16 protein-coding genes are annotated in these 15,437 nt (G+C 54.6%); 11 read left to right on the top strand and 5 right to left on the bottom strand.

The genetic code is table 11. The features are described 5' to 3' along the window. The 4 genes from J7380_RS12255 to pedF form a co-directional block, all read right to left on the bottom strand. Positions 1 to 158: 2Fe-2S iron-sulfur cluster-binding protein (locus J7380_RS12255; protein WP_209196386.1), on the bottom strand; the 158-nt coding region annotated here is incomplete at its 3' end. A 24-nt stretch (positions 159 to 182) separates the two neighbouring features. Continuing rightward, on the bottom strand, positions 183 to 761 hold the full coding sequence (locus tag J7380_RS12260) for a carbon monoxide dehydrogenase subunit G (RefSeq protein WP_209196090.1): 579 nt from the start codon (positions 759 to 761) through the stop codon (positions 183 to 185). A gap of 71 nt (positions 762 to 832) precedes the next feature. Then, entirely contained in the window at positions 833 to 1,738 is a 906-nt protein-coding gene (locus J7380_RS12265; protein WP_209196091.1) for a transporter substrate-binding domain-containing protein, read from the bottom strand. A gap of 9 nt (positions 1,739 to 1,747) precedes the next feature. Then, the gene (pedF, locus tag J7380_RS12270; protein ID WP_209196092.1) at positions 1,748 to 2,428 is read right to left on the bottom strand and encodes a cytochrome c-550 PedF; all 681 of its coding nucleotides are present in this window, start codon (positions 2,426 to 2,428) and stop codon (positions 1,748 to 1,750) included. 158 nt (positions 2,429 to 2,586) lie between these two features. On the opposite strand from pedF, the gene J7380_RS12275 reads away from it, so the two are divergent. The 11 genes from J7380_RS12275 (at position 2,587) to J7380_RS12325 (ending at position 14,031) form a co-directional block, all read left to right on the top strand. Continuing rightward, complete coding sequence (locus J7380_RS12275; RefSeq protein ID WP_209196093.1) at positions 2,587 to 3,753, top strand: ABC transporter substrate-binding protein; 1,167 nt, start codon at positions 2,587 to 2,589, stop codon at positions 3,751 to 3,753. Positions 3,754 to 3,758: 5 nt separating this feature from the next. Beyond that, complete coding sequence (locus tag J7380_RS12280) at positions 3,759 to 4,721, top strand: YVTN family beta-propeller repeat protein (RefSeq protein WP_209196094.1); 963 nt, start codon at positions 3,759 to 3,761, stop codon at positions 4,719 to 4,721. Between the two features lie 15 nt (positions 4,722 to 4,736). Continuing rightward, the gene (locus tag J7380_RS12285) at positions 4,737 to 5,180 is read left to right on the top strand and encodes a hypothetical protein (protein ID WP_209196095.1); all 444 of its coding nucleotides are present in this window, start codon (positions 4,737 to 4,739) and stop codon (positions 5,178 to 5,180) included. After that, positions 5,177 to 5,896: an ABC transporter ATP-binding protein gene (locus J7380_RS12290; RefSeq protein WP_209196096.1), complete on the top strand. Its 720-nt coding sequence runs from the start codon at positions 5,177 to 5,179 to the stop codon at positions 5,894 to 5,896. Before J7380_RS12285 ends, J7380_RS12290 begins: the two co-directional genes overlap by 4 nt. Further along, entirely contained in the window at positions 5,893 to 6,678 is a 786-nt protein-coding gene (locus J7380_RS12295) for an ABC transporter permease (RefSeq protein WP_170356217.1), read from the top strand. Before J7380_RS12290 ends, J7380_RS12295 begins: the two co-directional genes overlap by 4 nt. 73 nt (positions 6,679 to 6,751) lie before the next feature. After that, positions 6,752 to 7,291 (top strand): sel1 repeat family protein, encoded by a 540-nt coding sequence (locus J7380_RS12300; RefSeq protein ID WP_247742541.1) that lies wholly within the window; start codon positions 6,752 to 6,754, stop codon positions 7,289 to 7,291. A gap of 120 nt (positions 7,292 to 7,411) precedes the next feature. After that, complete coding sequence (locus tag J7380_RS12305) at positions 7,412 to 7,804, top strand: c-type cytochrome (protein WP_209196097.1); 393 nt, start codon at positions 7,412 to 7,414, stop codon at positions 7,802 to 7,804. 201 nt (positions 7,805 to 8,005) lie between these two features. Next, positions 8,006 to 9,772, top strand: coding sequence for a PQQ-dependent methanol/ethanol family dehydrogenase (locus J7380_RS12310; protein WP_170356219.1), 1,767 nt, complete (start codon positions 8,006 to 8,008; stop codon positions 9,770 to 9,772). Between the two features lie 139 nt (positions 9,773 to 9,911). Further along, on the top strand, positions 9,912 to 10,595 hold the full coding sequence (locus J7380_RS12315; protein WP_247742542.1) for a response regulator transcription factor: 684 nt from the start codon (positions 9,912 to 9,914) through the stop codon (positions 10,593 to 10,595). 45 nt (positions 10,596 to 10,640) lie between these two features. Then, the gene (locus J7380_RS12320) at positions 10,641 to 11,819 is read left to right on the top strand and encodes an FIST N-terminal domain-containing protein (protein ID WP_209196099.1); all 1,179 of its coding nucleotides are present in this window, start codon (positions 10,641 to 10,643) and stop codon (positions 11,817 to 11,819) included. Beyond that, a complete protein-coding gene (locus J7380_RS12325) occupies positions 11,812 to 14,031 on the top strand; it encodes a PAS-domain containing protein (protein WP_209196100.1) in 2,220 nt (739 codons plus the stop codon). The genes J7380_RS12320 and J7380_RS12325 overlap by 8 nt, the downstream gene beginning before the upstream one ends. A 56-nt stretch (positions 14,032 to 14,087) precedes the next feature. Here the strand turns inward: J7380_RS12325 and J7380_RS12330 are convergent, their stop codons facing one another. After that, positions 14,088 to 15,431 (bottom strand): TRAP transporter large permease subunit, encoded by a 1,344-nt coding sequence (locus J7380_RS12330; RefSeq protein ID WP_247742543.1) that lies wholly within the window; start codon positions 15,429 to 15,431, stop codon positions 14,088 to 14,090. Positions 15,432 to 15,437 lie beyond the last annotated feature (6 nt).

Below are 15,437 nucleotides of genomic sequence, written 5' to 3' on the forward strand. Positions count from 1 at the left end.
TCCACATGCACAACACACGCACCACATTGCGCCGTGTCACACCCAACATGCGTCCCGGTCATCCCCAAATGTTCACGCAAAAATCCAGACAATAACGTCCGACCCTCAACTTCACCGCTCACAGCTACGCCGTTCACAGTCATCGAAATCTTCATCAGATTTTCCTCCCTGAAATTCTTGGATCAACCGCCGAATACGCGCTTGAACCATCCCTTTTTCTCTTCCGGTTGTGCCGCGTCCGGTGCCGTTCCGGCACTTGTTTCCGCTGCCATCGGTGCGTTTGAATCTTCGGTCGCAGGTTCTGCTGCATCCGAATGGGGTTTCTCCTCAACGGTGTTTTGAAAGTTCTCAAAGAACTGATCGGCCATCTTTTTGGCGACACCATCAATCACCCGACCGCCGAGCTGAGCGAGCTTTCCGCCGACACGCGCATCAACATTATAGGCCAGCAACGTCCCCTCGGGAACATCCGACAATGTGACATCGGCAGCCCCTTTGGCAAAACCTGCAGCGCCGCCTTTGCCTTCGCCTGAAAGTTTGACGCTTTCCTGATCGACCATGTCCGACAAGGTTACTTCACCCTTGAAGGTTGCTTTAACCGGTCCGACTTTTTGTACCACGGTGGCCGCAAAGCCTTCTTCCGAGGTTCCGGACATCTCTTTGCAGCCGGGCACGCATTCTTTTAAAACGTCCGCCGACAACAATGCCTCCCAGACCTTGGAACGTGGGGCCGCGATGACGCGACTGTCATGTAGTTCCATGTCACTCCCTCCAGTATTTTTAGTTAAGCTAAGCGGTGATCTATCCGTTGCCTATAAGACCTTGGGTGTAGTCACCGCAGTTTCGGGGGCGAATGTGTCAGGCCATATTCCGCAAAGATATTAGCAATACGCCCGTCCTGAAGCGCTGCAAAAATGGCGTCATCCACGGCGTAGCTGAGGCCGCGATACGCAAAGTGAACGGCGACACCATTCGTCCAGGTGCTGACAGCAAACCCAGGAAGCGGTGGCGTATGGACGCCTAATTCGGGCGTCAATCCGGCTTCAAGCTGGCCCCGAGGTCCCATAGCAGCCATGGTTTCGCCTGCCGCCAACGCCTCCATCGCTTTTTCGGCTGTATTGTACCTACGGATGTTGCGCGAAAGTTGCCCCCCCGGAAAGGCGGATAGGTAGAAATCCGCGATCGAGTCATTTTCGACCGCTACCGAATCGAAACGGAAATAAGCCGGGACCGGAGGATCCTCGGGGTAGGCATCCCGACGATAGGCAATTGCGATTTCTTCGTCGTGGTACTGCCCAGTAAAAACAACTTGCTCGACCCGGCACGCGAACTCGCTGTCGTAGGGGATATGCAACATCACATTTGCAACTCGGCCGTTAATCAGCGGGCCTTTCCAGATCCAATTGCGCAAGTCGGCTTCTAGGTTCTCTCCGGCAGCGACCAGATTGAACCGGGCTTCGACCCCCAGATCACTGGCGATGAGTTTTCCAATCTCAATATCGACACCTTGGATAGTACCGTCTCTCTCAAACGACCAAGGGGGAAAGTCTTCGTAGGCTGCGAATTCAATATAACCGCGGTCGATTATGGTATCGAGATCGGCACCTACAATATCTCGGCTTGCGTTCTGAGGTTTGGGCTGGGGCACATGATCTTCGCACCTGGCCAAAACCGGTCCTGAAAACAGGGTGGTGGCCAACAGGGAGAAAACGAAAACGTACTTGATCATGCGCCCCATTCTGCCGCGCTACTGCGCGGCGGACAATCCAATGGTCAGTTGTTCAGCGGCTTCGGCGAAATTGGGTGCATTCCCAGATATCAATACCGCCGCACGCAGAGCCACGCTGTCGGCCACGGGCGCACCGGATCCGGTTTCTATAGTTTCGGCGATCTGGGTCAATTCCGATTGAAGCGCTGCCGTGTCCCCCTCTGCGCCGCCGGCCATTGCTGCCAGAAGATCCCTGATTTCCTTCAGGCGGTCCGAGTGATCGTCCAGCGCGCCGTCATCAGGACGCGTTTCGATATAGGTTCGAATGGCCCACGCTGCCTTTTGTCCTAACAATTCGCCAAAGGCGGGCATCTTAGTAATGCCGTTTTGAGTATACCCTTCGCGGAACCGCTCTACATACCATTCGTCGCCATATTCCTCGGCTTCAAGATACCGCAAATCAGGGGCTAACCCGCCCGATACGACACCAAGACCATGGCAGCGGGCACAATTCTGGTTATAGCCGGAATCGCCTATTTCGATTGCAGCCTGCCACACCTCTTCGCCCTGGTCGCGATAGGGGTTTTCAATCAGCCACTCTTCTCCAACATCGGGAAGGATGTCTGTGTTGACTGGTTGTGGGGCGACATCGCCATGGGCCAGCGCCATCCCTCCGGCAACAAGGCCGCCCAGCAATGTGCTGTGAAATCCAAGACGCATCTTCTCCTCCTTTACGATGCTTTCCACGGTCATACCGCAGCAGGACTAGGCGTGAAATTCGACCTTGGTTGCACATCCGTGCAGGTTTGCGACTAAGGTCTTATGGTGGGTTGCATTTTGGTCGTTTTTACTAAGGCGGCGCAGGAGGAGGCGCGAAAATGATCAAGATGTTCTGTGCGGTAGCGGCGCTGATAGTTCTGCCTGCCACTGCGTTGGCAGAGATTGGTATTTCAGTAACTTACCTACAACAGCAGGTCGAGCGTCCACCCGTTTTATCTAACCTTGATCCGATTCCAGATGATCTGGGTTCGGCGGGTGCCAAACTGGCGCTGGAAGACAATCTGACGACCGCTAAGTTTCTGGGACACGTCTACACGCTCACAGTCACCACCGTTTCTGAGGATGAGGATTGGATTACAGCAGCGCGTAAGGCATTGTCGGACAGTCCGTTTCTAATTCTTGATGCGCCTGCCTCTGCTCAGTTGCAGGTCGCGGACTTGGCCGAGGCAGTTGGCGCGGTGCTTTTCAATGCATCTTCCCCTGAACTTTCCATGCGCGAGCAGGACTGTCGGCCGAACCTGCTGCACACTTTGCCGTCGGGGCTAATGCGCACGGATGCATTGGCTCAGTTTCTGGTCAAACGCCGCTGGCAGGATCTGGTTCTGATCTCTGGAAACCACCCAGAAGATCAAGCTTTTGCCGACGCGCTGAAGCGGTCATTGCAGAAATTTCGTCTTGATCTGAGGGCAGAAAAGACCTGGGTTTTTGATGCTGACCTGCGTCGCAACGCAGCGCAAGAAGTTCCGTTGTTCACGCAGGAATTCGGCGACTATGACGTCCTGTTATTGGCCGATGAATTAGACGATTTCGGCCGCTACGTCGAATTCAACACCTGGAAGGCGCGCCCTGTTGCTGGTTCCGATGGTCTTAAGCCCGTCACATGGTCGCGCGTGGTCGAACAATGGGGTGCGGCCCAGATGCAGAATCGGTTCTTTGAGCAGTCGGGCCGAACCATGATGTCCAAAGACTACGCCGCATGGGCGGCGTATCGGACGCTGGGCGAAGCCGTGACACGTACCCAGTCCGACGATCCTGGTGTCTTGCGTGATTATATTTTGTCGGATGAATTCGAACTTGCCGGGTTCAAGGGCAGGGCGATGAACTTCAGGTTATGGAATGGGCAATTGCGGCAACCAATCCCTTTGGTCACAGACCGCGCGGTGGTCGCCATGGCTCCGCTGGAAGGATTTCTACATCAGCGTACAGAACTGGATACGCTTGGAATTGACGAGGCGGAAAGCCAGTGCCAGGCATTCAAGGAGTAATGGGCATGAGACTAGCGACACTATTGGCCTCTGCTGCATTGTGCGTTCCCGCAGCAGCGGATGAGATGTGGATCAGCAACGAAAAAGACGACACGCTCAGCGTGATCGACATCGAGACGCTTGAAGTCATCCGCACAATCGAAACTGGTGAGCGGCCAAGGGGAATTACGTTTTCGAAAGATTTCTCGGTGCTGTACATCTGCGCCTCTGACAGCGACTCGGTTCAGGTCATGGATCCCGAAACCGGAGAGATACTGCACGACTTGCCATCCGGCGAAGACCCTGAGCAGTTCGTTCTACATCCCAATGATCGTCATCTTTACATCGCCAACGAGGATGACGCGATCACCACTGTGGTCGATACTGAAACGCGAACGGTTATCGCGCAGATCGACGTCGGGATCGAACCCGAGGGCATGGCGGTGTCGCCGGATGGAAAGATCGCAATCACGACTTCTGAAACCACCAATATGGCTCATTGGATCGACACGGAAACGCAGGAGCTTTTCGCCAATACTCTGGTCGATTCCCGCCCACGCCACGCCGAATTCCTTAAGGATGGAACTGAGCTTTGGGTGAGTTCCGAGATTGGTGGTACGATCACTGTCTTTGATGTGGAAACCCAGACCGAAAAAGCCAAGATTGAATTCGAAGTCGAAGGTGTGCATCCTGATCGGGTTCAGCCCGTAGGGTTTGAACTGTCCAACGAAGACAAAACTGCCTTTGTTGCGCTTGGACCTTCGAACCACGTCGCAGCGGTCAATCCCGACACCTATGAGGTTGAGGATTACATCCTCGTCGGTCGTCGGGTCTGGCATATGGATTTCAACGCGGACAAATCACTCTTGTTCACCACAAATGGTGTGTCCGGCGATGTGACCGTCATCGATGTCGCAAAACGTGAACCAATCAAAACCATCAAGGTCGGGCGGTTCCCATGGGGCGCAGCGTTTCGTCCAACAAACTGATCAGGGAGAATTCAAATGAAGCGTTTATCCACGCTGGCAATTGCTGCCGCGATGACCTTACCCAGCGTAGTTAATGCCGACGATGACTCGGGGTTCGGCCTGGCCGGGTTGTTGTCCGCCAAAAACAAAGAAGACCTACCGCCCATCATCCTTTCAGCGGGAGAACCCCTGACCGATGCTCCATGGGAACTAAAATCCGGCACTTATTACGAGTTCGAAATTCAAGGTGACGGGAGTCAGGAGCTTGCCATCATTGGCCCTGAGTTCTTTCGTGCCATCTGGGTCGATGAGATTGTGGTAGAAGGTTTAGAGATCCGGCCGCTGGGTGTGGATTCGATCGAATTCGACGAGGCCGGTGAAATGGAAATAGGCTTTGTCGCGATTAAGCCGGGCAGCTACTATCTGAAAGTGCCGGGAAGCACCGGTGAGACACAGCGGCTGGAGATTACCATTAAGTGACAGGGCTAACGGTCCGAAACGTCAGCTATGCCTATGGCGAGAAACGCGCTCTTGATGATGTGAGTTTTCACGTCCCGCAGGGCGCGTTTTGTGCGTTGCTGGGCCCGAACGGGGCAGGTAAGTCGACGCTGTTTTCCCTGCTGACACGATTGTTCACCACAAGGCAGGGTGAGATTGAAATTGCTGGAATTGACATCGCGAAACACCCGCGGAAAGCCTTGGCTAAGATAGGGGTCGTTTTTCAACAGCCTACGCTTGATCTGGACCTGACGGTTCATCGAAACCTCAGTTATTTTGCCGCTTTGCACGGTCTGTCCGGCCGCCAAGCTGAGGGCCGCATCACGGCCGTACTAGAGCGTCTGGATATGGCTGAACGTGCTACTGAACGTGCGCGTGATCTGAATGGAGGTCATCGCAGACGGTTGGAAATAGCACGATGCCTGATACATGTGCCTTCGGTCCTTTTGCTGGACGAGCCAACCGTTGGGCTTGATGCTGCGTCGCGTCATGCCATCACCGAACATGTGCATGACCTGTCTTCGCAAGACGGTTTGACGGTGTTGTGGGCTACCCACTTGACCGACGAGATCGGGCCAGACGACCAAGTGGCGATCCTTCATCGTGGTAAGCTGCTGGATCAGGGTATTTGCCGAGACATCACTGGCGGCGCTCCGATGCAGGATACCTTTTTGTCGATGACCAGAGCGGCTTCATGATCGATGCAATGATCGCTTTGCGCGCAATCCTGATCCGAGAAGCCTTGCGGTTCGTGCGGCAACGCAGCCGGTTTGTTGCGGCGCTTGTACGTCCTCTGGTTTGGCTAGTGGTCTTCGCTGCTGGTTTTCGCGCAGCATTGGGTTTGTCTATTACTCCGCCGTATCAGACTTATATCACCTATGAGATCTACATCGTCCCCGGCCTGTGCGGCATGATCATGTTGTTCAATGGTATGCAAAGCTCTCTCAGCCTGGTTTACGACCGTGAAATGGGGTCGATGCGGCTACTGCTCACCAGCCCTTTGCCGCGGTGGTGGTTGCTGTTTTGTCGCTTGTTGGCAAGCACGACGATATCGATCCTGCAGGTTTATACTTTTCTGGCGGTCGCTGCGGTTTACGGTATCGACATGCCCTGGATCGGATACGCCTACGTGTTTCCAGCGCTAATCGTCGCTGGATTGATGCTGGGCGCGTTGGGCTTGGCTTTGTCCTCGGCGATCAGGCAGCTTGAGAATTTTGCGGGCGTCATGAACTTTGTGATCTTTCCGATGTTTTTTCTGTCTTCAGCACTTTATCCACTTTGGAAGATGGCAGAAAGTTCGGCCTTATTAAGAGATATCTGCGCGCTTAACCCTTTTACGCACGCGGTCGAGCTAATCCGTTTCGCGCTCTATGGGCAGTTTAATGCTGTGGCATTGGGGTGGACAATTTTGGCGGGTATAATTTTTCTTGGGTTTGCTTTTTGGGGCTACGATCCTGCGCGTGGCATGAAGCGCGGCTAAGCATCTACGACCAATACCACGGTGAAATCGTGGGCCGACTACTGTAAACTGTCGAAAACCGGAGGGTACTGCCATGATCCGCATTGCTGCGTTTTTTTTGCTTTTGGCGTCTGCAGTCACGGCGCAGACCGTTGAGGACGAGTACGGAACGCTTAACCCGCAGGACACGGGCTGGGGCAAAGTCCTCAGCAACATCGACAATGGCGTAACCGATATGACCACCTGCGCTTCGGGTTACTACATGACAAAGTCAGGCCGCCACGATCTGGCGCGACGCTTGTTTCGCACCTGTGCCGAAGCAGGGTACACCGGTGCAATGACCTGGATGGGTCAGCTGGATAACAATGGGCTGGCCGGACCCTATGACCCTGATGCAGCGGCGGCATGGGACAAGCGCGCCGCCGATCTGGGCGATCCGGTGGGCAAGTTCAACTATGGTCTCAACCTTTTGCGTGGTCACGGTGTGACAAGGAACGAGGAACTGGGTCGGGCCTATGTTGACGAGGCCGCACAGGACGGCGTCAGGATCGCCAAACGCCTAAGGGATTCAGGCTATGATCCTAGCGAAGTCACGCCCGACGCTGACGAGTGGAAATACGCACCTCTATTCTGAATCCAGCCTTTTCTGACAACTACGACTAAAGGATGATGATCTTCCTCGGTTTTCTTGACCCACGTCAAGCCGGTATCGATGGCCGCGGATTTACAGTTCGGCCAACGTTAGGAGGACCACATGAAACATCTTACCCTGCTACTCGGCCTCGCCTTCAGTTCCGTTACGACAGCGCCAACACTTGCTCAATCCACGTTCGACCGAGTCAAGATTGAGGCGGGCGAGACGCTCTTTTTCTCTGAATGCCGACGCTGTCACGCACCAGATGCAACTGGTCCAAGTTATGGTCCGCAACTTGACGGTGTCGTTGGGCGCAAAGCGGGGACTGTAGAAGGTTATCAGTATTCGGATGCTCTGGCCGGTTCCGGTATCGTTTGGACACCGGCCGCTCTGCGGGCATGGATGGAAGACAACGACGGCTTTATGCCGGGCACCAAGATGCGGCATGTCGGCATCGATGATCGCACGGTTCAAGACTTTATTCTGGCATATCTAAGCAGCATCTCAGACTAGAACCGAGCGTTGGCCGAAGCTGGTCAGGAAAACTGGTTTATCCAGAATAATTGACGATCGCGCTTGAAAGCCATGATTTCCGCCCTACGACCATTGTGCAATTTCACCACGAGTTCTGCCCGCCAATAATACTCTCGCCTGCAATCCCGATGCGTCGGAGATTCGGCGCGGAGGAAAGACATAAGTCTAGGGAGGACACAGATGAGCCGGTTTATCATGGCAACTGTTGCAAGTGTGATTGCAGCAGGCGCGGCCTATGCAGAAGTTACCGAAGACGATCTGGCCAACGACCAAACGATCACCACGCAAGTCGTAACCAACGGCATGGGGCGGCACCTTCAGCGCTATAGCCCACTGGACATGCTTAACAAGGACAACGTCAAAAACCTGCTGCCGGCCTGGGCTTTCAGCCTTGGAGGGGAAAAACAACGCGGACAGGAAACCCAGCCGCTGATCTACGACGGCATGATGTATATCACCGGCTCTTACTCGCGCCTTTATGCGATTGATCTGGAGACCGGTAAAGAGGTCTGGCAATACGATGCCCGTCTGCCCGAAGGTATCCTGCCCTGTTGTGACGTGGTTAATCGCGGGGCCGCAATATACGGCGACAAGATCATCTTCGGAACGTTGGATGCACGGATTGTGGCGCTGAACAAGGACACTGGAGACGTTGTCTGGCGTGATAAGATTGCCGACTACAAGGCAGGATATTCCTATACCGCGGCTCCATTGATCGTCGATGGACTGGTGATCACCGGCAATTCCGGGGGCGAGTTTGGCATCGTCGGGGCGGTTCAAGCGCGCGATGTGAACACTGGTGATCTGGTCTGGGAGCGCCCGGTGATCGAAGGCCACATGGGCACTTTGAATGGTGAAGAAAGCACCATGACCGGAGAGCTGAACGCAACGTGGCCCGGTGACATGTGGAAAACCGGTGGCGGGGCGACCTGGCTGGGTGGGTCTTATGATGCGGACACGGATACGCTGGTCTTTGGCGCGGGCAACCCGGCGCCTTGGAACTCGTGGCTGCGGGACGCTGGAACTCCGACTGAAGGTAACAAAGGCGACAACCTCTATGCCGCCAGCCGTATTGGGATCGACCCAAAGACTGGCGACATCAAGTGGCACTTTCAAACCACCCCGCGCGAGGGTTGGGACTATGACGGTGTCAACGAAGTCGTGGCCTATACGGACCGTGATGGAAACAAGCGTTTTGCCACAGCGGATCGCAACGGTTACTTCTATGTTCTGAACCGCGAAGACGGTGCTTTCGTCTCGGCGACGCCTTTTGTCAAAGACATTACTTGGGCCGATGGCGTGGATGACACGGGTCGCCCGATCTTTGTCGAAAACAATCGTCCCGGTGACCCGGCTGCAGCAGCCGATGGTAAGAAAGGTGAGGTTATCTTTGCCTCGCCGTCCTTCCTGGGCGGCAAGAACTGGATGCCAATGGCCTTCTCTCAAAACACCGGTAATTTCTATGTGCCTTCAAACGAATGGGGTATGGATATCTGGAATGAGCCGATCACCTACAAGAAAGGTGCCGCCTATCTGGGCGCGGGCTTTACCATCAAGCCCAATTACGAAGACCACATAGGTTCTCTTAAAGCCATCGACCCGGATACCGGGGAGTGGAAGTGGGAGTACAAAAACGACGCGCCGCTATGGTCAGGTGTGATGACCACTGCTGGTGGCTTGGTGTTCTTTGGCACGCCCGAAGGCGAGTTCATCGCGCTGGATGATGAGACCGGCGAGAAACTCTGGTCGTTCCAAACAGGGTCCGGGATTGTCGGCCAGCCTGTGACATGGGAACAGGACGGCGAGCAGTATGTCTCGATCATCTCTGGCTGGGGTGGCGCAGTTCCGCTTTGGGGCGGCGAAGTGGCAAAGAAGGTTAACTATCTGAACCAGGGTGGCACGCTTTGGACGTTCCGATTGCCCAAGGAGCTGGCCTCGGCAAATTGATCTTCTTCGTAACTCATGACTTTAACGCGCGCCTCGCTTGGGCGCGCGTTTTTTATACGACTTTCCGCCAGTTGGCGTGACTTTGTTCTCTTGCTACGCTTTGGTAGGTTGGGCAACATGATTGCAAAGGCCAATGCGAATGCTTGCAAGTGCCGTCGGGCAAAACGATTTCGAGAATGTGCTGATCGTCGATGATCATCCTTTGTTTTGTGACGCTTTGTCGATGACATTGCAAAGCGTGGCTCATATCCGTGAAATCCACACCGCCGACCGTCTGGAAGATGCGCTTGAGATGATTGCAGGAGGTTTGAAGCCTGATGCAATCATGCTGGATCTGAACTTGCCTGACGTTGACGGATTGGATGGGCTTGTCCGTCTGAAGGCCGTCGCAAATGCGCCTGTGATCGTAGTGTCTTCAATGACGGACAATCGGGTGATTAGCCAGGTTATTCACGCGGGTGCATCTGGGTACGTTCCAAAACACAGCCAGCGTGACGTCTTTCGAACCGCGTTTGAAACCGTTCACGCGGGCAATGTCTTTTTGCCGGATGGATGCGTTCTGATCGATCTGGACGGCGCAGATGAACAAAGCGATGCAGTCGGGCGGCTTGCAACGTTGACCAATCAGCAGTCCCGTATTCTTCAGCTGATCTGTGAAGGCAAGCTAAACAAGCAAATTGCCTATGACCTTTCGATCGCCGAAACCACGGTCAAAGCGCATGTCACTGCAATCATGCGCAAGCTGGGTGTCCAAAGTCGTACGCAGGCCGTTTTGATAGCAAAGAAAGCGTCCTTTGCCAGCGTCTTGCAAGAGTCGAGTTAAGCTGCATACTCACAGAAAATCGTCGCGCTTTAGGGAGGAGGCTCGATGGACCAAGCTGTCGGGTGGGCAACGGCTCCGACCCGCGCGCCAGGTATCGTAAGAACTGCATGTGTGCCATACGACACCGAAGACGCGGTCACCGAACTATTGAAGACTTTCGGTGCCGGAGAGTTATCTCTGGTCATTCTTTTTGTGACGGACAGAGCTGACGCTGCATCGGTTATTGCACAGGCAGCCGAAACCTTTGCGCCCGCGCCAGTTGTTGGTTGTACAACAGCCGGTGAATTGGCGGGGGCCGGCTATACCGAAAACCAGATCGTGGCCATAGGCTTGCCTGCATCACATTTCGACGCTCGTATCTTGCCAGTACCTGATCTGGACACATTTCTGGCTAAGGATCTGATTCATCAGATGATCCGAAACCGCAATGAAATGACGGAGGCAAACCCTGACTGGCACCACGAGTTCACCTTTTTATTGATTGACGGGCTTTCAACAAAAGAAGACGCGCTGACTTCAGAACTCGCGTTGGGGTTAGGGCCAGTTCCGTTGTTTGGGGGTTCCGCCGGGGATGGAACGGATTTCGAAACAACTTACGTTCTGCATGACGGACGGGCATTGGAAAATGCTGCAATCCTGGCGCAAATACGAACTCGATGTCCGATCAAGGTTTTCAAGACAGATCATCTGGTGCCAACAGCGCAACGGATGGTCGTGACCAAAGCGGATCCCGCCCGGCGGATCGTTCGTGAGATCAACGCAGAACCTGCCGCGCGCGAATACGCCCGAATTCTGGGCAAAGACCCCGAACAGTTGACGACCTTCACCTTTGCTGCGCATCCGGTCGTGGTACAGATTGGCGGGCAGCATCACGTTCGGGCCATTCAGCGCGTGGATGAGAACGGGGATTTGGTGTTTTTCTCTGCCATCGACGAAGGATTGGTTCTGACTTTGGCTGAACCTCGCGACATGGTCGAGCATCTCGAGCAAGAGATCGAGGGCCTAACAGAAGCCGAGGCTCCGGATACGATTCTTGGGTGCGACTGTATTCTCAGGCGTCTGGAAGCGCAGGAAAAACAGATGACAGGTGCTTTGTCTGCAATCCTCGCCGACAATCACGTGGTTGGGTTTTCTACTTATGGCGAACAATTCAATTCGATCCATGTCAACCAAACGTTGACGGGGGTTGCGATTTACCCGCCGGAAGAGGATCGACATGATTGAATCCCTGATCAACCCGGACGACCCGCCAGACCGGCAGAATGAAAAGCTGTTGAAGATCGCCGAGGCACTGATGCGCAGGGTTGAGGAATCGACTGATGCAAGCGGCGCGGCTTACGCACAGTTTCAAAGGGCTGCAGTGCTGGAACAGGAAGTCCGCGCCCGGACATTCGATCTTGAACGTGCGCTGGATTTGCTGAACGACTCCAATGCTCGTCTGGCTCAAGCCAATCAGGCAACAGAGGCGGCGCGGGCGGACCTCGCGAATGCGATAGAAACGGTGCAAGAGGGCTTTGCCCTGTTCAACTTGGAAGAAGAGCTTGTGCTGTGCAACAGCCGCTTTGGTATACACATGCCCGATATCCAGCCTCATCTGGTGCCTGGTTTGCAATTTACCGAGTACGTTGAACTGGTCAGTCGCTCTCGGTTTTTGTCACTCCCCGAGGCAGTATCGCCATGGGACTGGGCAAAACGTCGTATCGCGCGCCATGCGGATGACCACGTTGTTTTTAACGTCAGGTTGAATGGCAATCGCTGGATGCAGGTCTCTGAACATCGGACACCCGACGGTGGTACCGTGATCTTGCAAACTGATGTCACGGATATCATGCGTATCGAACGTCAGGAGAGGGACCGCATTCTCGATGACAAGGCCCGGCTTATCCGCGCCACTCTGGAACATATCGATCAGGGTGTATGTATCTTCGATAGTAAGCTGAGGCTTATTGGCTGGAACAACCGGGCCAGCGAATTGTTGGCAATCCCAAATGCACAGTTTCAGATGGGTGCGCAGTTCAAAACTCTGTTCAATCGACTGAGCACCACAATCCGCTTTGCTCAGGGCGTAAGTGACGCCGACCTGCTTGCGTGGGTTAATCGAACGTCCGAACGGCCACCGTTGAGGTTTGAGATGCATAGCGGTCGGGCAAAGATCTTGTCTGTTTTCGCGCAGGAAATGTCCGACCGGGGTTTTGTGATCTCGTTCACCGATGTGAGCGCTGAGCGTAAATCTGCCCAGGCGTTGTACGACTCGAAAGCCTTGCTGGAACAGCGCGTCGCAGCCCGCACCGAAGAGCTTGCGGATGCGCTTAAGGACGCGGAACGGGCAAATGCTTCGAAATCACGCTTTGTTGCCGCCGCAAGTCACGACCTGCTGCAACCGCTGTCGGCGGCTAAGCTCTACGTTGCCACTCTTGGAAGTGGGTTGAACGAAACGGACGCGAGGGATGTGGCCGCCAAGGCGGAAAGTGCACTTAGCAGCGTTGAACATATTTTGGATGCGTTGCTTGATATTTCGAAACTGGATTCAGGACGGGCAACTGTTCACTTGTCGACGTTGCCAATAGATGACGTGTTTTCGCAGCTCGAAGATTCCTTTCGACCGGTCGCACAGGCCAAGGGATTGGAACTGCGCGTCGTCTCTTGCGGCGCGCTGGTTCAGAGCGATGCAAGTTATTTGAGGCGCATCCTGCAGAACCTTCTGTCAAACGCCATTCGCTACACTGAAGCAGGCAAGGTACTGGTTGGTGCCCGGCGTCGAAAAGACTCTGTCGTGATCGAGGTTTGGGATACCGGTATCGGAATTGCACCGGATCAGAGGGATATCATCTTTCAGGAATTCCAGCGGCTTCATTCGGATGCCAGCGCTGCCGAAGGAATGGGGCTTGGGCTGGCCATCGTTGAGCGCGCGTGTGTCCTGTTGAAACATCCTATGAAGTTAAGTTCCGGATTGGGAAAGGGGTCGGTCTTCTCGGTAGAGGTGCCTTTGGCTAAACCGGCGTCTCATTGCTATGGCCGGTCTGCTGATTTGGCTTCGCCAGACACCAAGGTTCTGACACGCGCGGTTGTTTTGTTGATTGAGAACGACGAAAATCTGCGCACGGCGTTGACCATGACAATGGAATCCTGGGGCGTGCAGGTTTTGGAATGCGAAAGTCAGGCACAAGCGGTTGGCTTGCTGCAGGAAATTGGCATTCTTCCGGATATTGTGGTTGCCGACTACCAGTTGAACAAAGGTATGACCGGAACTGAGGCGATAGACGTGTTATGGAAGGAATTCGGTCCATTACCTGCCTGTGTGATCTCGGCCAATCGTTCGCCAGAATTGACCGAGTATTGTGAGGGTGTGGGTCTGCCTTTGCTGCGAAAGCCGATTGACGCTCGCCACCTGAAATCAATTATCGAAACCGCACTGAAAGGCGCGTCCGCCGCTTGATTGTGCCAAGGTTTAACGACCGCGGGCAGAGATTTTACTCTGCCCGCGTCTGACGTCTATCCGTAAACAATGTTTGGTAACCAGGTCACCACCCAAGGGAACAGCATACAGATCACCAACCCGACAATTTGAAGGAACAAGAACGGCAAGGCGGCTTTGAAAATGTCCGTCATTGGGATCGACGGTGGTGCTACTCCGCGCAAGTAGAACAGCGCATAGCCGAAAGGTGGTGACAAAAAGCTCATCTGCATGTTCACGAGGTACAGAACCCCAAACCACAGCACCAGATCGTTGGGATCGTCAAAGCCGAAGGCTGCCGCCCCCAGCGCCTTGATGATTGGCACAAAGATCGGGACACACAGCAACAGGATGCCGACCCAGTCCAAGAACATGCCCAGAACCACCAGCAGGATCTGCATCACGATCAGGATACCCCAAGGGCCAAGACCCGCGCCTTGCATCGTCTCTTGGACGAATTGTTGACCGCCTTCCAGAACGTAAAGTCCTACAAAGATCGTTGCACCGAACATGATCCAAATCACCATGGCCGAGGCTTTCAGAGTGGTCAGACATGCCTCGCGCACTGTGGGCCAGTCCAGCTTGTTGTGGATAGCGGCCACGATGAAGGCGCCGAAGGTGCCGATACCCGCCGCCTCAACCGGGGTTGCAACGCCCGAGAAGATCACGCCCAAAACAATTACGATCAGCGCAATTGGCGCAGACATCTTGCCCATCAGGCGCATTTTTTCGCGGTTCGAGATACGCTCGTCAACCGGGATTGGCGGGCCAAGAACCGGGTTGATATAGGACCGCACCACCACGTAGATGATGTACATACCCGACAGCATCAGGCCGGGAATAACCGCGCCGATGAACAGCTCCCCAACCGATTGTTCGGCAACAACGGCGTAGATAATGGCCAGAATGGAGGGTGGGATCAGGATGCCCAGCGTCCCCCCGGCCATGATCGAACCCATGGCGATCTTTGTGTCATAGCCGCGTTTCAGCATGGCGGGCAGGGCGATGATGCCCATCGTCACCACAGCTGCGCCGATCACACCCACCATCGCCGCCAGAACGGTCGAGGCGATGATTGTTGCCGCAGCCAGGCCACCTTTCAGCCCACCGAGCACCTTGTAGATCACATCGAACATGTCGTTGATGATCCCGGCCCTTTCCAACATCGAGGCCATAAAGATGAAAAGTGGAATTGCGGATAGCTGATAGTTCGTCATCAGCGGGAAAATCCGGCTGGGCACAATGTTCAGTGCACGCGCATCCCCCAGAACGAACAGGAAGACACAGGCCAGACCTCCGGTCACAAAGGCCAGCGGCAGACCTGCCATCAGCAGGACCAGAAGCGAGCCAAACATTACGAGCGTCAACAGCTCGATGGACATATCAAG

Origin of the sequence: Ruegeria sp. R8_1 (assembly GCF_017743815.1) — a bacterium.
In the GTDB taxonomy this organism is placed as follows: domain Bacteria; phylum Pseudomonadota; class Alphaproteobacteria; order Rhodobacterales; family Rhodobacteraceae; genus Ruegeria; species Ruegeria lacuscaerulensis_A.

What these genes read in the sequence shown, in the direction of transcription:
- J7380_RS12320 (WP_209196099.1), top strand. Translation starts at nt 10,641, where the DNA reads ATGGACCAAGCTGTCGGGTGGGCAACGGCTCCGACCCGCGCGCCAGGT.
- J7380_RS12280 (WP_209196094.1), top strand. Translation starts at nt 3,759, where the DNA reads ATGAGACTAGCGACACTATTGGCCTCTGCTGCATTGTGCGTTCCCGCA.
- J7380_RS12300 (WP_247742541.1), top strand. Translation starts at nt 6,752, where the DNA reads ATGATCCGCATTGCTGCGTTTTTTTTGCTTTTGGCGTCTGCAGTCACG.
- pedF (WP_209196092.1), bottom strand. Translation starts at nt 2,428, where the DNA reads ATGCGTCTTGGATTTCACAGCACATTGCTGGGCGGCCTTGTTGCCGGA.
- J7380_RS12260 (WP_209196090.1), bottom strand. Translation starts at nt 761, where the DNA reads ATGGAACTACATGACAGTCGCGTCATCGCGGCCCCACGTTCCAAGGTC.
- J7380_RS12265 (WP_209196091.1), bottom strand. Translation starts at nt 1,738, where the DNA reads ATGGGGCGCATGATCAAGTACGTTTTCGTTTTCTCCCTGTTGGCCACC.
- J7380_RS12315 (WP_247742542.1), top strand. Translation starts at nt 9,912, where the DNA reads ATGCTTGCAAGTGCCGTCGGGCAAAACGATTTCGAGAATGTGCTGATC.
- J7380_RS12305 (WP_209196097.1), top strand. Translation starts at nt 7,412, where the DNA reads ATGAAACATCTTACCCTGCTACTCGGCCTCGCCTTCAGTTCCGTTACG.
- J7380_RS12330 (WP_247742543.1), bottom strand. Translation starts at nt 15,431, where the DNA reads ATGTCCATCGAGCTGTTGACGCTCGTAATGTTTGGCTCGCTTCTGGTC.
- J7380_RS12285 (WP_209196095.1), top strand. Translation starts at nt 4,737, where the DNA reads ATGAAGCGTTTATCCACGCTGGCAATTGCTGCCGCGATGACCTTACCC.
- J7380_RS12275 (WP_209196093.1), top strand. Translation starts at nt 2,587, where the DNA reads ATGATCAAGATGTTCTGTGCGGTAGCGGCGCTGATAGTTCTGCCTGCC.
- J7380_RS12310 (WP_170356219.1), top strand. Translation starts at nt 8,006, where the DNA reads ATGAGCCGGTTTATCATGGCAACTGTTGCAAGTGTGATTGCAGCAGGC.
- J7380_RS12295 (WP_170356217.1), top strand. Translation starts at nt 5,893, where the DNA reads ATGATCGATGCAATGATCGCTTTGCGCGCAATCCTGATCCGAGAAGCC.
- J7380_RS12325 (WP_209196100.1), top strand. Translation starts at nt 11,812, where the DNA reads ATGATTGAATCCCTGATCAACCCGGACGACCCGCCAGACCGGCAGAAT.